The organism is Nostoc sp., from assembly GCF_036917275.1.
Lineage (GTDB): Bacteria > Cyanobacteriota > Cyanobacteriia > Cyanobacteriales > Nostocaceae > Nostoc.
In genome coordinates this window covers 43,800-59,810 of the sequence record NZ_JBALDF010000011.1, presented here as the reverse complement: position 1 = coordinate 59,810, position 16,011 = coordinate 43,800, and the positions used below count along the sequence as shown (strand labels likewise).

Annotated in this window: 13 protein-coding genes and 1 pseudogene; 11 read left to right on the top strand and 3 right to left on the bottom strand. The window is 43.3% G+C overall.

Going from position 1 to position 16,011, the window contains the following annotated elements; translation table 11 throughout:
- The first annotated feature begins 155 nt into the window (after positions 1-155).
- Positions 156-1,499 carry a DEAD/DEAH box helicase gene (locus V7K35_RS04965; protein WP_335076870.1) on the top strand — a complete coding sequence of 448 codons (1,344 nt, stop codon included), beginning with the start codon at positions 156-158 and terminating at the stop codon, positions 1,497-1,499.
- Positions 1,500-1,808: 309 nt separating this feature from the next.
- Here V7K35_RS04965 and dnaG read toward each other — a convergent pair whose 3' ends face one another.
- The gene (dnaG, locus tag V7K35_RS04960) at positions 1,809-3,749 is read right to left on the bottom strand and encodes a DNA primase (protein ID WP_335076868.1); all 1,941 of its coding nucleotides are present in this window, start codon (positions 3,747-3,749) and stop codon (positions 1,809-1,811) included.
- A gap of 141 nt (positions 3,750-3,890) precedes the next feature.
- On the opposite strand from dnaG, the gene tftA reads away from it, so the two are divergent.
- Positions 3,891-5,243, top strand: a complete 1,353-nt coding sequence (gene tftA, locus V7K35_RS04955) for a hormogonium tapered terminus morphoprotein TftA (protein ID WP_335076866.1) — start codon at positions 3,891-3,893, stop codon at positions 5,241-5,243.
- A 255-nt stretch (positions 5,244-5,498) separates the two neighbouring features.
- Positions 5,499-5,600: pseudogene (locus V7K35_RS04950) on the top strand (IS4 family transposase); the annotation flags it as partial.
- 459 nt (positions 5,601-6,059) lie between these two features.
- Here the strand turns inward: V7K35_RS04950 and V7K35_RS04940 are convergent.
- Positions 6,060-6,668 carry a hypothetical protein gene (locus V7K35_RS04940; RefSeq protein ID WP_335076863.1) on the bottom strand — a complete coding sequence of 203 codons (609 nt, stop codon included), beginning with the start codon at positions 6,666-6,668 and terminating at the stop codon, positions 6,060-6,062.
- Positions 6,669-6,878: 210 nt separating this feature from the next.
- Between V7K35_RS04940 and bchD the strand changes: the two genes are divergently transcribed.
- On the top strand, positions 6,879-8,918 hold the full coding sequence (bchD, locus tag V7K35_RS04935) for a magnesium chelatase ATPase subunit D (RefSeq protein ID WP_335076861.1): 2,040 nt from the start codon (positions 6,879-6,881) through the stop codon (positions 8,916-8,918).
- 51 nt (positions 8,919-8,969) lie between these two features.
- Here bchD and V7K35_RS04930 read toward each other — a convergent pair whose 3' ends face one another.
- Positions 8,970-9,764, bottom strand: coding sequence for an RNA polymerase sigma factor SigF (locus V7K35_RS04930; protein ID WP_335076859.1), 795 nt, complete (start codon positions 9,762-9,764; stop codon positions 8,970-8,972).
- A 337-nt stretch (positions 9,765-10,101) separates the two neighbouring features.
- Between V7K35_RS04930 and V7K35_RS04925 the strand changes: the two genes are divergently transcribed.
- From V7K35_RS04925 to V7K35_RS04895, 7 genes are all read left to right on the top strand, one after another.
- Positions 10,102-10,830 (top strand): Bax inhibitor-1/YccA family protein, encoded by a 729-nt coding sequence (locus tag V7K35_RS04925; RefSeq protein ID WP_229467698.1) that lies wholly within the window; start codon positions 10,102-10,104, stop codon positions 10,828-10,830.
- Between the two features lie 299 nt (positions 10,831-11,129).
- Positions 11,130-12,252 (top strand): peptide chain release factor 2 gene (gene prfB / locus V7K35_RS04920; RefSeq protein ID WP_335076857.1). Its coding sequence is split into 2 segments (ribosomal slippage): positions 11,130-11,201 and positions 11,203-12,252, totalling 1,122 coding nucleotides; the frame shifts between segments, so codons are not numbered across the junction.
- Positions 12,253-12,580: 328 nt separating this feature from the next.
- Entirely contained in the window at positions 12,581-12,736 is a 156-nt protein-coding gene (locus tag V7K35_RS04915; protein WP_104904774.1) for a DUF3285 domain-containing protein, read from the top strand.
- Between the two features lie 39 nt (positions 12,737-12,775).
- Entirely contained in the window at positions 12,776-13,303 is a 528-nt protein-coding gene (ybeY, locus tag V7K35_RS04910) for an rRNA maturation RNase YbeY (RefSeq protein WP_335076940.1), read from the top strand.
- Between the two features lie 153 nt (positions 13,304-13,456).
- On the top strand, positions 13,457-13,912 hold the full coding sequence (locus V7K35_RS04905) for a diacylglycerol kinase family protein (RefSeq protein ID WP_335076855.1): 456 nt from the start codon (positions 13,457-13,459) through the stop codon (positions 13,910-13,912).
- A 416-nt stretch (positions 13,913-14,328) separates the two neighbouring features.
- On the top strand, positions 14,329-14,928 hold the full coding sequence (locus V7K35_RS04900) for an anthranilate synthase component II (RefSeq protein ID WP_334955911.1): 600 nt from the start codon (positions 14,329-14,331) through the stop codon (positions 14,926-14,928).
- Between the two features lie 3 nt (positions 14,929-14,931).
- Positions 14,932-15,699 (top strand): MBL fold metallo-hydrolase, encoded by a 768-nt coding sequence (locus V7K35_RS04895; protein WP_335076853.1) that lies wholly within the window; start codon positions 14,932-14,934, stop codon positions 15,697-15,699.
- Positions 15,700-16,011: the final 312 nt, after the last annotated feature.

Sequence of the window (16,011 nt, the reverse complement as noted above, 5' to 3'; positions counted from 1 at the left end):
GGACACAATGGACTGTAATCTGTTAGAATGCACAGCTGCGGCACTCGCTCTCAGTCTTTGCGCTACTGCCCATCCAGCCTTTCAATGATTTTTTATCCGTCCGCCTAAGACTGACGCCGCCATTGGCGACAGGCCGATGTTATTTTTGGAGTTTTATGTCTTTTTCTACTCTCGGCTTGTCCAATGAAATTATCCGTGCCGTTACTGAACGAGGGTACACCGAACCCACGCCAATTCAGATCCAAGCGATTCCTGCCGTCTTATCGGGTAGCGATTTGCTAGCTGGGGCACAAACTGGCACTGGAAAGACCGCTAGTTTTACCCTGCCGCTCCTACATCGGTTGTCGGCTGATAAGAGCATCAAAGGTACATCTAATGGCTACCGGCCGATCCGGGCGCTGATTCTTACCCCGACTCGTGAACTTGCCGCACAGGTGGAAGAAAGCGTGCGCGAGTACGGCAAATACTTGCAGCTAAACTCGATGGTGATGTTCGGCGGAGTCGGTATTAATCTGCAAAAACAACGTTTGAAGAACCGAGTGGATATTCTAGTCGCTACTCCAGGGCGACTGCTAGACCACGTACAGCAGGGCACGCTCAACCTGTCGCATATTGAGGTTTTGGTGCTAGATGAAGCAGATCGGATGCTGGATATGGGCTTTATTCATGATATCCGCCGCATCCTCTCACTCCTGCCCAAACAGCGACAAAATTTGCTATTCTTCGCTACTTTCTCGGACAAAATCAAGACACTGGCCGCCGGACTGCTCAATCACCCAACGATGATTGAGGTAGCACGCCGCAACGTTGCTGCCGACACGATCGCCCAGAAAGTTTACCAGGTAGACCGTGACAAAAAACGCCAATTACTTGCTCACCTGATTCGGCGAGATAATTGGTATCAAGTGTTAGTGTTCACTCGCACTAAGTATGGCGCTGACCGTTTGGTTAAACAGCTGGCTGAAGACCGCATTCAAGCCCTGGCAATCCACGGTAACAAGAGCCAGCCGGTGCGTACCAATGCTCTGGCAAAGTTCAAGAATGGCAGCTTACAAGTATTGGTGGCGACGGACATTGCTGCTAGGGGTCTTGATATCAGCGAACTGCCCCATGTAGTCAACTTCGATCTGCCCAATGTACCGGAAGATTATGTTCATCGCATTGGGCGGACTGGTCGCGCTGGCGCATCAGGTGAAGCCGTATCGCTGGTGTGTGTCGATGAATACCCTCTATTGGCAGATATTGAAAAACTGATCGAGCAGCGCTTGCCGAAGGAAGTGGTCGCTGGCTTTGGCCCCAACCCTGATACCAAGCCTGAACCAATCCCAAATGGACGCCAACACAGACCGAAACCACAAGGTGACAAGCGTCTGGGCCGTACTGCTAAACCCTCACCACAGACATCGGTTAAACGTAAGGTAGCGCCACCTGCCACGAATGGCGATAAGTCTGGTACTCGTTCGTCTGCATCGCGCCGTTCTGCTAAACGCGATCGCTAATTTTCTTTAGCTGTTCAACTGGAAAACCTCGCTTCCATTCCTCTCTCTTAAGAGGAGAGAGGCTTTGAATTTTCCCCCCATTGCCTTGTAGGGAAGAGGACTAGGGGGTTAGGTTTCGCTGTCTTCTTTTCCACATAACGTGAAAAGTCATTTATAATGCAATACGCTTGGGTTAAGGCTAAAATCCTTTGTGAAAGTCAATTTTTTTAATTTAACTACAGAGGCGCAGAGAAGACAGAGAGAAGAAAAAATGCTTAACTCAACTGTATTGATTTCTAATCAAGAATTAGGTTGGGGGTAAGTGCGAGTCTACAACAACTCTGTGATGGAAAATAACCGTTGTCGGTCTATTTTTTGAAGCTTGATTTTTTCGGCGTAGAAAGCCTGATAATAAGATTGATACCGCTCTGGTTCAGCTTCTGGATCGGTTTGTTGCCATAGTTCCAAAAAGTGGCGATAGCGTTTTTCAAGCATTACCAAATCCATACAAGCGATCGCAGCTTGAACCACTTGCGGAGTCCGAAGTATTTCTTTCTGGTTTTTTTCATTTACATGAAATAAATGGGAAATTAACCCCATCTCACTGCCAAATTCTAAGAACTGGTCTTGCAGGCGGGAAATTAAATCTGGTGGAAACGAAAAATTTTTCGTCTCTCCATCACTAAATGAAATTTCTAAAATCTGTTGCCATAAAAATCGGTGGTGAGAAAGACTAAATTGCAAATCTCGTTCTTCTAGTTCGTCACTAATCGCTTGACGCTGTTCAGGACAATGCAAGTAAATTCGCAGTAATAAGGCTTCTGCGTGTTCTAAAAGACTGCGTTCACTAGGAAGTGGGGAGTGGGATTTGCTACCTCCCCATGCTTTCTTCGCTGATACGGGCTTAGTGTATGTAGCCGCAGGGGGAGCAATTTGAGTTAGCAGATTTTCGACTCGTAGAGGTATAAGTCTGGTTTCTCCCAAGCTGAGTATTTCTGCACAGTAAGAAACATAATAGTTGCGTGTATCGCTATTAGCTATATTTTTAAGTAATTTGACTAATTGCTGAGTTACTTGCTGAAAATCAGTAGCCTGTCTCAAGTCGCGGTCTTGAATAATTTGCTGAATCTGCCAATCTAGCCAAAGTGGCGCATTCTTTAGCAATTCTCCATAATCTTCTGATGTATGACTATACAAGTATTCATCAGCATCTTTACCATCGGGTAAATTGAGAATTTTTAGCTGAACTTCACCTTTGTATGCTAATTCGGCAATTTCACCGATCGCTCTTTCGGCGGCATTGATTCCGGCTTTATCAGCATCAAAGTTGAGTACTAGTTCTTTCGATTCGGTGTAGCGTAATACTAACCGCACTTGTTCTAAGCTTAAGGCAGTACCGAGGGAAGCGACGGCGTTATTAATACCAGCGGCGTGGAGAGCGATCGCATCAAAATATCCCTCTACCACCACGGCTTGATCCTGTTGGGAAATCCCAGCTTTGGCTTGATCGAGGGCAAATAATGTTTTACTTTTACTAAAAAGTTCGGTTTCTGGTGAATTCAGATATTTAGGTTGCTCATCCGTCAGGGTTCTAGCACCAAAAGCAATGACGCGCCCTTGGACATCACGGATAGGAATCATTAGGCGATCACGAAATACATCATAATAACCGCCCCCTTCCTTGCGTGGCTTAATTAATCCCGCTTTTTCGAGTATCTGCACGGGCAAACGTTTATCTTCCACTAGATAGCGATGGAGAGTTTCCCAACCTGCGGGAGCATAACCTAAACCAAATTGCTGTATTGTTTCTTCTTTAAGTTGACGGTTAGATTGCAAATATTGAATTGCCTTTTGCCCTTGTGATTGTCTAAGGGCGTGTTGATAAAACTGCGCGGACATTGCCAGAACTTCATACAACTGCTCACGCAAAGAAAGCTGACGCTGTAATTCTTGGCGTTGTTCGGGTAAGAGTGTTTGCACAGGTACTTGGTAACGCCGTGCTAAATCCAGCACCACGTCAGCAAAAGAACGCTTTCCCAACTCCATCACAAACTTAATTGCATTTCCCCCAGCTTGACAGCCGAAGCAATAGTACATTTGCTTGGTCTGACTAACAGTGAAACTGGGAGATTTCTCATCATGGAAGGGGCACAAACCGACAAAATCCTTTCCACGTTTGCGTAAAACTACGTACTCTGAGACGACATCTACAATATCAGCCCGTAGTTTAACTTCCTCAATTGTGTCTGGGTGCAAGCGGGGAATTTGCATTGTAGTCTATTTATGAAGTCATGGGTTGGTAATTAACACTGCGGTACATTTCCCAACTGATAGCTATTATATTCTTGTTGCTAGACCAAAAATAATGTATAAGATTGTTTACACTTAATTGGATCAGAGGAAATACTGAAAATGGGACGTATTTTTATATCAGCGGCTCATGGAGGCAAAGAAGCTAGAGGAATCGATCCAGGTGCGATCGCAGGTGGTACAACTGAAGCTAAAGAAATGATTCTGCTCCGGGATTTGATTGTCACGGAACTAAGAGCGCGGAATTTGGAAATTTTAGCAGTCCCTGATGACTTGAGTGCCGCCCAAACTATCACCTGGATCAATTCCCGTGGCCGCCGGGGTGATATCGCCCTAGAAATTGAATCTGATGCGGCTAACAGCCCTTCTGTGCGTGGGGCTAGCGTCTTCTACATTGCTAATAATAGCGATCGCAGAAGCAATGCTGAACAGTTGCTAGTGGGGTTATTGCGCCGCGTACCCCAATTACCGAATCGGGGAGTCAAGCCAGATACAGATAGTGGATTGGGTCGTTTAACATTCTGTCGCCAGACAACGCTTCCAGCTTTGGTGATGCAAGTGGGGTTTCTCAGCAATCCAGAGGATCGGGCTTTACTGCAAACTCGCCGCCGCGATTTTGCTTTGGGAATTGCCGATGGACTAGTAACTTGGAGTCGTGTGATTGACCCCACTCCTGGAACTCCGGCAGAACCAAATTATCCAGCAATTAATATCAATATTAATGGCCAAAATTACTCAGAGCAAGGAGTTTTAGTTAATGGTAATGCTTACATTCCCATTGATTTAGTAGACCTTCTGCGGATTGACCTTTCAAAAGCAGCTAATGTCAATCGGATTAGCTATCACAAAGTAGTTTATGTCAAAGCGGTCGAACTGCGAGATTTTAATGTTGCAGTCACTTGGGATGCTGCAACTCGTACTGTCAGCTTGCGATCAAATTTGGTAGTTTGCCCTGGTCAATTTTCGCGGGTGATGTCGAACGGTAATACTTCCGAAGTCCAGTTACAATTATTTATTAGAAACAATAATGAAAATGCTTTAGTCAAGTTTCCTGACATCCCAAAACTTTATCGGGAAGAAGCAAGCATAGAGGGAGTAAACTATGATATTGCCTTTTGCCAAATGTGTGTAGAAACTGGATTTTTACGGTTTGGTGGTGACATTAAACCTGAGCAAAATAACTTTGCCGGCTTAGGTGCGATCGGTGGTGGTTCAGAGGCTGCATCTTTTGCAAGTGCCAGAATTGGGGTGAGGGCACACATCCAACATTTGAAAGCTTACGCTAGTTTAGAACCTTTGGTACAAGAAGTAGTAGATCCACGGTTTCGCTTTGTCACACGCGGGATTGCGCCATTAATTGATCAGTTATCAGGACGGTGGTCAGCAGATATAGATTATGGTACAAAAATTTCAGCAATGCTCAAACGATTATATGAATCAGCAGGACTTCTTTGAGTATTGAGTAACTTGTTATAGCAATTTTTAGGGTATTATGTTTCACCTCTAGTTTAGCAGATTATGGGGATGCAGCACAGATTCCTTATGCAATTTACCAAAGTTTAAGTAAGTCAGTGAGAAAAATTCCATGTATATGAAACAATATAAATCTGAACTTGAAGTTGGGTGTGTTACAGAAATGTTTAGTATTAATAAATTTACTATAAAAATAGTTAAACATATCTTACAATTTGGGTTAACTGCCTAAAGATAATCATTATAAATTCATTTCCCAAAATTCTAAAAAATATCTTCAGCCTTTTGCTCAAAAATGATTATCCAGTTTTGAATAGCTGTCTTTTTGTTAAGTGTTGGTTCGTTTAAAGCAGATTGCAAGTTAATGAAGTACAAAAATACCCCTCCCTAACCCTCCCCTTAGAAAGGGGAGGGAACTAGATTGGGAATTTCCCCCCAATACATCGGGGGGGGTAAGGATGTACTTCATTTAGATGCAAAATGCTGTATACACTGGATAATAATTTAACAAATATTTGTGATTTATTTAACTGATTTAGGACTTACGCAGACTCTACGAACTCTTGGCGTTCTTGGCGTCTTGGCGGTTCGACAAATTAAGCTTTTGGGCGATTTTTGCGTAAGTCCTATGATTAAATAATACAATATTTGATGTATATATTTCCACCTTTTTCAAAGCCAACACTCATCGAAATCAAGAAATATTCCAGAAGATTTATCATCCGTTGAATCAATTAATACAGAGGTATTAGTTAAAAATTACTATTCATTTAAATAAAATTATAGTTAATAAATAATTTATGGCATATTTTGCGCGATCGCACTATACAAAATACCTAAAATTTTCTTAATATCCTTAATATAATATTCACTCAAATCAATCGAAACTACATTAACTTCAAGTTTGAGAAATTGCCAGATAGTACCGATAGTAACAGCACCATATATAGCTTTTATTTGATTTCCACCTCTCTCGTTAAATAACTGAGCAGCTACCATTTCGGCAATACATTGTGCTAAACCAGACCTCAAATTCTCATTTTTACTTTCTACTAAGACAATCACCGGACTACGGACAAGTAACTGCTCCGAAGAAAGACTCAAAATAAAATCACAAAACCCATTTAGTCCCCGTTGGCTATCAACAGTAAAATCAACTCCAGAAAACAAACTTATTTGATAATTAAATTTACGTCTAATTTCTAATAAAATTGGACTAATTATCATTTCACTCCGAGCTTTTTCTGTACTTATTGCTATAGCTAAATCAACATTTTCTTTCAAAATAGTAGATAATAAATCACTACATTCTTGCTCCTGTACACTTGCAAATAATCCAGATGACTCGTGGATGACTAAACCAAAAAAATCAATAGTTTCAATAAGTTTAAAATCACTATAAGCCATCAAACTTACTTCTTTGCCTTATAACTGAATCCTATATCATAAAGTTTAGATCATCCAGTGTGAAGCGTTTAGCCTGAGCAATACTCATGAATCTTCCTCCTAAGGGAAATGCGTAGACGCGTAGCGGTTTGTCGTTAGACATCGCCCTTATATTCTAAATGTGCCAGAAATTGGTATGCTAAAGACCGAGACTCGCTATGAAAGCAAACAATGCCTGCGCCTACTATCAATCCCACGATCACTGCCTTTCCCTTGAGTGCCGTAGTCGGTCAAGAAGCAATTAAATTAGCCTTGCTGCTAGCCGCAGTTGATCCTGGTTTGGGGGGAGTAGCGATCGCAGGTCGTCGCGGTACGGCAAAATCTGTAATGGCTCGTGCTATCCACGCTCTACTACCGCCCATTGAAGTTGTCAAAGGTTCAATCAGCAACTGTGACCCCAATCACCCCGAAGAATGGGATGATCAACTATTGGCGGAGTCCGCAGACAAAGACATTCAAGATGTTCCCGTCGAAATTATCCCAGCGCCTTTTTTGCAAATCCCTCTAGGTATCACAGAAGACCGACTATTAGGTTCAGTGGATGTTGAAAAGTCGGTAAAACAAGGTGATACTATTTTTCAGCCGGGGTTACTCGCTACAGCAAACCGGGGTGTACTGTACGTAGATGAAATTAATTTATTAGATGACCAAATATCAAATCAACTGTTAACAGTATTATCTGAGGGACGCAACCAGATTGAACGGGAGGGAATTAGTTTTCAGCATCCGTGTAAATCCCTGTTTATTGCCACATACAACCCAGAAGAAGGTGGATTACGGGAGCATTTGCTAGATAGAATTGCGATCGCCCTCTCTGCTGATGGTGTACTCGGCTTAGATCAAAGAGTAGCAGCAGTTGAGGTTGCGATCGCCTATTCTAAATCTCCCCAAGACTTTCTTCAGCAGTACAACGAAGATTTAGACTCCCTCAAAACCCAAATCATCTTGGCACGGGAATGGTTGAAAGAAGTAACCATCACACATGAACAAATTGCCTACTTGGTGGATGAGTCTATTCGCGGAGGAGTTCAGGGACATCGCGCCGAGTTATTCGCCACGCGGGTTGCTAAAGCTGCTGCGGCTTTAGAGGGACGAACAACAGTTAATGCTGAAGATTTGCGCCGTGCTGTAGAACTGGTAATTGTACCACGTGCCACAGTTGTGCAGACACCGCCACCCGAACAAGCACCGCCACCGCCGCCACCACCGCCGCAACAGAATCAAGAAGAACCCCAGGACGAATCAGAAGAGGAACAAGAAGAACAAGAAGAACAAGAAGAACAAGAAAATCAAGAGCAAGAACCCCCTAGCATCCCGGAAGAATTCATTTTTGATCCGGAAGGGGTAATCCTTGATGACAACGTGCTGTACTTTACTCAAATGGCGAAGCGGCAAGGTAAATCTGGTAGTCGCAGTGTCATATTTTCCGATGACAGGGGACGCTACATTAAGCCGATGTTGCCCAAAGGGAAAGCGCGACGCATTGCAGTAGATGCCACCCTGAGAGCTGCGGCTCCTTATCAAAAAGCCCGAAGAGAAAGACACCCAGACAGAAAAGTTATTGTCGAACAGCCTGATATTCGGTCGAAACGCCTAGTACGCAAAGCCGGGGCGTTGGTAGTATTTGTGGTAGATGCTTCTGGCTCAATGGCCCTGAATCGAATGCAATCGGCTAAAGGTGCGGTAATGCAACTGTTAACAGAAGCTTATCAAAACCGTGACCAAATAGCATTGATTCCCTTCCGAGGAGAACAGGCGGAGGTGTTATTGCCTCCAACACGTTCCATTGCTTTGGCGCGTAACCGCTTGGAAAGGTTGCCCTGTGGTGGGGGTTCACCCTTAGCGCATGGTTTAACCCAAGCTGTGCGCGTCGGCTTAAATGCCCAGATGAGTGGAGATATTGGGCAAGTTGTGCTTGTAGCGATCACTGATGGGCGGGGTAATATTCCCTTAGCGCGTTCTTTAGGTGAACAACTAGAACCAGGAGAAAAGCCAGATATCAAAGGGGAATTATTAGAAATTGCTGCCAGAATCCGTGCTTTGGGGATGCAACTATTAGTAATTGATACGGAAAGTAAATTTGTGTCTACTGGCTTTGCCAAAGAATTATCGCAAACAGCAGGCGGTAAATATTATCATTTGCCAAAAGCGACAGATCAAGCTATTGCTGCCATGACCAAAGGTGCGATCGCTGATTTAAAATCTCGATAATTAGTTATCAGTCATTTGTCAGTTGCTTTTCTACTAACCACTGACCATTGACTAATTATATGAAGAACCAGTGGGCATTACCTGTGGTTGCAAATAGTAAATCAAATCCTGGATTCCCTTTTGCAGATACCGCGTTACTGTCATTGGACTAGTGCCAATATTTTTAGCAGCATCCTTGCGAGAAAGTTCTTTCAGAAATACCATTTCAACCGCCATGCGGGGCTTTTCTTCTAACATATTGATTGCGCCTTGGAGTTGTTGCCGTTCTTCTTCTTCTTGCAGCAGAACATGAGAACGAGGACAAGGAAGTGCCTCACCCAAGGTTATTTGGCAATCAACATAGTTAACTGCGGTTGCATCTAAACTCAAAGGCATACGGTTTTGAGCAGCTAACTTGGTTTCTTGCCATTCTTGCACAGATACTCGAAGTTGGCTGGCAATTTCAGCATCCTTAGGTGGGCGACCTAAAGAGATTGACAAGTCCTTGCGAATTTTTTGCCCTTCATTGTACAGTTCTTGCCAACGACGAGGAATTTTTAATAGAGTACTGCGATCGCGCAAAAAGTGCAGCATCTCACCGCGAATATATGGCACAGCAAAGGAGCTAAAAGCATATCCTTGGCTAGGGTCGAAGCGCTCAATTGCCCTAATTAAACCAAAATAACCGATTTGTTCTAAATCTTCATAAGGTTCATTACATTGATGGCTGAACTTATGAGCCATCTTCCGCACTAAGCCAGTATGTAACTGTACAAGTTTATTACGAAGTTTAATAGAAGGATTTTGGTGGTACAAGTGTAATAATTCTATACCATCAGTTCGTAAAGAGGACTCACTTGTTGCCATATACATTCCTTTGTTATGACTCCTATTCTTGAGAAAAGGGAGCTGCGTATATTTTCTTTTAAGCTGTCATTATTTTCCTTAGTCAAGGCTGAATAAGCTATCGTCGTTTCACTGAACTTGTGAGTGGTCGGACTCGATAATTCAGTATTTTTACGCATGATTTTGATCACCACTTTGTTGCAGGTTATGTTTGTGTTTTAGATAGAAATTTCAACATTGCATAATATTTTTTATTTAGTTGTCTCCTACCTTGCGTAACCCCTTCCTGGTTTATCGCCCTAAATCTTGGTAAGAATAGGAATAAGCAGAACGTTTTCCTAAAAAACAGTTTTTCAATATGAGCAATACCAGTAATTTTCGTGAAGCTATCCGTGAGGCTAAATCTCACGCCCTCGTTGGCCCAAATGTGATTGCCAACGCCCTCCCCTATGTCGGCGGTGGATTAGTGCTAACGGCATTAGGAACTTACGGCGGTTTGGGAGTTATCCGTACTAACCCCGGAATATTCTTTCCCACCTTCATTGGTGCGGTGATTTTGGAGTTAATTTTGTTCTTTGTTGCCCAAAATGTTGCCCAGAAAGGTAATAAAGGACTTGCACTACCCCTGTTGGCAACCTACAGCCTGTTATCTGGATATACCCTCAGTGGCTTAATATTTGTCGCTTTGAGATCCCAAGGTGTTGGCATTCAAGGCATTGGGTTAGCTGCCCTTGGTTGTGGTGTTACCTTTATAGCTGCCCGTCAAATTGGTTCAAATCTTTCTGAACAAGACGGGATGGCTTTGACGAAAACCATTAATCTTGGTGTTATTGCCTTGGTGGTTGTGTGTCTAGCACAATTTGGGTTCGCCATGTTTGGTGTTTACACGCCAAATTGGTTAGAAATTGCCATCTCCGGTTTAGGGGTGTTTCTATTTGTTGGGGTTTCTGTAGTTGATTTCTACATCTTGCCCCGCACTTACAGCGATGACCAGTATCTACCTGCTGCTTTGTCGATGTACCTCACTTACATCAACTTGTTCGTCTTTATCTTGCGGTTGCTAATTGCTATCAATGGTCGCGATTAATTATCTGTAGGCAATAACAAAAGTAAAGTTTTATCAAATAAAACCGTGGTTAAGTTTTCAGCAACCACGGTTTTTTTCATCTGCTTAACAATAGAATATATTGATTGGTTTATCAAAGCCTATCTGCAACAGCTAAATCACACTACTTCAGTGGGTGAAGAAGCACTTGATAATTTCAAGCAACTTTTGTAACTAGTGCAGAAAAAATTTGCCCAATTACAGCTAAAATCAAGAAAGATCAGTAGAATAAAGAGCAATTTTTTAATCCAAAGCGCTCTATCTCTCATTAAACAAGCATTATGGATGTCCTAGAACTCAAACGCGAAATCGAAACGTTGTCTGGCCGCCTGGGTAAAACCCAGGACTATCTTTGACGTACCTGCACTGACAGCCAAAATTCAAGACCTGGAAAAAATATCTGCTCAACCAGAATTTTGGAATGACCAAAACCAAGCCCAACAAACTCTACAAGAACTCAATGACCTGAAAGCCCATCTTCAGCAATACGATCGCTGGCACGCCAATCTAGAAGATACTAAGGCAGTTGTTGAGTTGTTGGAGTTAGAAACCGATGAGGCACTACTCCAAGAAGCAGAATCTACCATCACCAAGCTGAATCGTGACCTTGACCAGTGGGAGTTACAACAGTTACTTTCTGGCCCCTATGATGCTGAAGGTGCTGTACTGACAATCAGTGCTGGCGCTGGTGGCACAGATGCTCAAGACTGGGCATTTATGCTAATGCGGATGTACACCCGTTGGGGCGAAGCTCATGGCTATAAGGTAACTTTAGCTGAAGAGTCGGAGGGTGATGAAGCCGGAATTAAATCGGCAACTCTAGAAATTACTGGTCGTTATGCCTATGGTTACTTGCGATCGGAGATGGGTACACATCGTTTAGTGCGGATTTCACCTTTTAATGCCAACGGCAAGCGACAAACCAGTTTTGCAGGGGTGGAAGTGATGCCGCAGATTGATAACTCTGTGCAGCTTGACATTCCAGATAAGGATTTGGAAATCACCACAACTCGCTCTGGTGGTAAAGGTGGGCAAAACGTCAACAAAGTAGAAACGGCGGTACGCGTTGTTCACCTTCCCACGGGTCTTGCCGTACGCTGTACAGAAGAGCGATCGCAGCTGCAAAATAAAGAGAAAGCCCTAAATCGTCTCAAAGCAAAGCTATTGGTCATTGCCAAGGAGCAACGCGCCCAAGAAATTGCCGAAATTCGTGGTGATATGGTGGAAGCCTCTTGGGGAAACCAAATCCGTAACTATGTGTTTCACCCTTACCAGATGGTGAAGGATTTACGTACAAATACAGAAACGAATACGATTATAGATGTGATGAATGGTGAACTTGATACATTCATCCAAGCTTATCTGCGCCAAGAAAATAAATTAGTAGAAAACACTCCGGTATAATTTGAAATTGGCAATAAATACTAGTACAGCGGGCGTGTAAATCCAGTTACCATCTCAATTAACAAGATTTGGGGTAAAATCCCCTTGTTAAAGGTAAGTAAACTTCCGCAATAGTGTACTAAGTGATTTTTTTACCATTATTTAGTACTGATGATTTATTTTCTTGTATTTTAGATTAGCGCGACGCCGAATAGCCCGTCGTAAACATCGCATAGCACTCTCTATTATTGGGGCGGTTTCAGAGAAATTCCTCAGCAATATACAGGCGATCGCGATTCTATCCTAGACCAACTGTTACAGTTATAAAAGAGTCTGTAGGCAAATAACTATGAGCAACTCTCCTTCAACAGAACCTCAACCTAGCTACGTAAAACTTGCCATGCGAAACATGGTGCGGAAGGGTGGGACTTCCCTGAAGCATTTTGCGTTGACTGCTGTAGGGCTTTTAGCTCTCCTTGTTGGTCTTGCTTATCTAACTCACTAACGACAAACTGTAAACCTCAGACTAGGAGACTGTGTGCCTCTGAGAGTTGAACTATACGTGGAAGAGTATTTTTACGAGTTGTCCCCGACAACATCTGTAAAGATTGGGGACACTTATGCCCGAATTCCTCCTGAAACTTGGGAAAATTGGTTTAATCGCTGGTTAGAAATACTTCACCCTCATATTCCGCCAGCCCCAAGTTATGAAATTGGGCTGCGTTTGACAGATGACTCGCAAATACAAGAACTGAATGCCCAGTATCGACAACAAAATAAGCCGACAGACGTTTTAGCCTTTGCTGCTTTGGAGGTGGATTTTCCTCAAAGCAAAGAAATGCTTGCCTCTGTACCATTGTATTTAGGTGATATTATTGTGTCTGTAGATACAGCACAACGTCAAGCTCAACAGCAGGAATATAGCTTACCAACTGAGCTAGCATGGTTAGCTGCTCACGGCTTATTGCACTTGTTAGGCTGGGATCATCCTGATGAAGAAAGTTTGGGGCGAATGTTAGAACAACAAGTGAGATTGCTGAACGCAATAGGTATTGCTATTGACATGGGATAGCAGAAGCTTGTGTATCCCTTAGTGTTAATTTTGGGTAATACTTTTATAATACTTCTGTGCAAAATTGCTTAAAAATTGTCTCAAAGTTAATTGCACCATTAATATCGGCGAAGATTCCCACTGTAGCAACTCTGTTTTTGTGTTTTTAAGTGTATGTCCCAAAAAATTTCTCCATCACCAACGCCCACCTCGTTACAAACACTGGTGTCTAACGAACGGGAATTCTCCTGGAAAGTAGCCTCTAATTTATTTGTTAGTTTTAAATATGCCTGGGCCGGAATCAGCTATAGTTTTCAAACTCAACGTAATTTTCGTATCCACGTAAGTGTTTGTGCAATGGCGATCGCTTTCAGCGTTTTTCTACATCTGCAAGCGGTGGAAATAGCGGTAATTGGTGTAACTAGTGGTTTAGTTTTGGCATTAGAGTTATTAAATACAGCGATCGAGTCTCTTGTGGACTTAACCGTTAAGCAGACATACCATGATTTGGCAAAAATCGCTAAAGATTGTGCGGCTGGTGCAGTCCTTGTCTCTGCTTTGGTAGCGGTGCTGGTAGCTGGTACGCTATTGCTCCCTCCTCTGGTAAGGTTAATTGTATCGGCTTTATAGACATCATTTGCGACGCCGATAGCGAAGCGTTAGCGAGTCTTCTCCCAAGGGGAGACGCCAAAGGCGAACGAGCGTCATAGTCCGCACTGCGCTCACCAGGCGCTCAGTGACACCCGCAGGCATCGCTTAGTGAGTCGGTAAGAGGATCACCCTCTGTCCGATACCTTTGGAGAACACATTATCAGCAATTTAAAATTGAAGTAACGCGATGTCTACGACGGGCTACGCCTACGTGCCAACCATCCTAGCTAAAGGGTTACTTGGTTATCGTTAGCAAGTGGCTTGATCCCAGAGTAGCCGCTTCATATTTATGCATCCAGGTTAGCGTTATTTTTACACCTAGTAAACAAATAGCATGAGATATTTGTCTATGCTTTTTGCAATTGATCAGTGGTAAAAACCAGGAGTGATGAGTTTTGATTATAGTTATCGACAATTATGACAGTTTTACATATAATTTAGTCCAGTATCTGGGAGAATTGGCAGCAGAATTCTCAGTGGCAGATGATATTAAAGTTTTTCGTAACGACAAGATATCCATAGATGAGATTCGGGCATTAAAGCCCGAAGCCGTGGTTATTTCTCCTGGGCCTGGTCGCCCGGAAGATGCTGGCATTTCCCTAGAGTTGATTGAACAGCTAGGCCAAGAGTTGCCAATTTTGGGTGTCTGTTTGGGACATCAAAGCATCGGTCAAGTATTCGGTGGTAAAATAATTTCTGCTCCAGAGTTGATGCATGGCAAAACCTCTCAGGTGTCTCATACTGGGGTGGGGGTTTTCCGGGGATTAGAAAATCCTCTAACCGCCACCAGGTATCATAGTTTGGTGATAGAACGTGAGACTTGCCCGGATGTGTTAGAAATCACCGCTTGGGTTGAAGATAACACCATTATGGGAGTGCGACACCGGAACTATCCTCACATTCAGGGCGTCCAGTTTCACCCAGAGAGTGTCCTGACATCTTCAGGAAAACAGTTATTGCGAAATTTTCTGGAACAGTTACAGTCAAGAGCATAATTAATGAAACGACGACAGTTGATGGGCTATGCTGGGGCGGGGTTGGTCACAGCTTTAGTTACTACCTTGAGTTCTGAATCTCAAGCTGACGCACAATCTAGCGGTTTATCAGTTCAGTGGTTGGGTCATACTTGCTTTCTTTTTACTGGTGGCGGTGCGAAAATTCTCGTCAATCCATTTCGGGCGGTCGGCTGTACTGCTAAATATCGTCCACCAAAAGTTGCAGCAGATTTGGTATTGATTAGCAGTCAACTACTGGATGAAGGGGCTGTGGACGTACTACCGGGAAATGCAAAACTCATTTACGAACCAGGAGTTTACGAGTTCAAAGGCATTAAGTTCCAAGGAATTGCTATAGACCACGATCGCAAAGGTGGTAAGCAGTTTGGCTTAAATACCGCTTGGAGTTGGAAGCAAAGCGGAATTAATATCCTCCACTTAGGGGGAGCTGCTGCACCCATTTCCATTGAGCAAAAAATCCTCCTGGGACGTCCTGATGTGGCATTCATTCCAGTGGGAGGCAGTGCAAAAGCCTACAATGCTGAGGAAGCAAAGCAGGCTGTTCAAGTGTTAAATCCCAAGCTGATTATTCCCACCCATTACCGGACACAAGCAGCTGATGCTGCTAAGTGCGATATTTCGCCACTCGATAATTTTCTCACCTTAATGCAAGGTATACCAGTACGGCGTAGCAACACAGATACTATTTCCATTAACCCTAAAGATTTGCCGGAAAATAGCGTGATTCAAGTTTTGAGTTACAAGTTTTGAGAAGCAGAGGATAAGTGGATGAGGGAGAATAATCAATGATTCCTGTCCCCTACCTCCTGATATGATGTCCATCTAATTGCCGATCATAAAAGCACCTCCTCCCCAATGCTTTGGGGAGGAAAAGTATAGCTTTGCCGGGGTGGGGTTAGCACGGCTATTATGGGTATTTAATCGGACATATAGCAACAGCCAAGGTGGTTAGGACATTAACAGATGATAAAACTTAGACACAAAAAGGCTTTTCACCCAGTCCCCAGTCCCTAGTCCCCAGTCCCTTGCTATAAGAGAACTCCTGACTCTGCCAATTTTAAA

Bases quoted from the DNA above. Each gene is read 5' to 3' on its own strand.
- V7K35_RS04965 (WP_335076870.1), top strand. From the start codon at position 156: ATGTCTTTTTCTACTCTCGGCTTGTCCAATGAAATTATCCGTGCCGTT.
- dnaG (WP_335076868.1), bottom strand. From the start codon at position 3,749: ATGCAAATTCCCCGCTTGCACCCAGACACAATTGAGGAAGTTAAACTA.
- tftA (WP_335076866.1), top strand. From the start codon at position 3,891: ATGGGACGTATTTTTATATCAGCGGCTCATGGAGGCAAAGAAGCTAGA.
- V7K35_RS04940 (WP_335076863.1), bottom strand. From the start codon at position 6,668: ATGGCTTATAGTGATTTTAAACTTATTGAAACTATTGATTTTTTTGGT.
- bchD (WP_335076861.1), top strand. From the start codon at position 6,879: ATGCCTGCGCCTACTATCAATCCCACGATCACTGCCTTTCCCTTGAGT.
- V7K35_RS04930 (WP_335076859.1), bottom strand. From the start codon at position 9,764: ATGGCAACAAGTGAGTCCTCTTTACGAACTGATGGTATAGAATTATTA.
- V7K35_RS04925 (WP_229467698.1), top strand. From the start codon at position 10,102: ATGAGCAATACCAGTAATTTTCGTGAAGCTATCCGTGAGGCTAAATCT.
- V7K35_RS04915 (WP_104904774.1), top strand. From the start codon at position 12,581: ATGAGCAACTCTCCTTCAACAGAACCTCAACCTAGCTACGTAAAACTT.
- V7K35_RS04905 (WP_335076855.1), top strand. From the start codon at position 13,457: ATGTCCCAAAAAATTTCTCCATCACCAACGCCCACCTCGTTACAAACA.
- V7K35_RS04895 (WP_335076853.1), top strand. From the start codon at position 14,932: ATGAAACGACGACAGTTGATGGGCTATGCTGGGGCGGGGTTGGTCACA.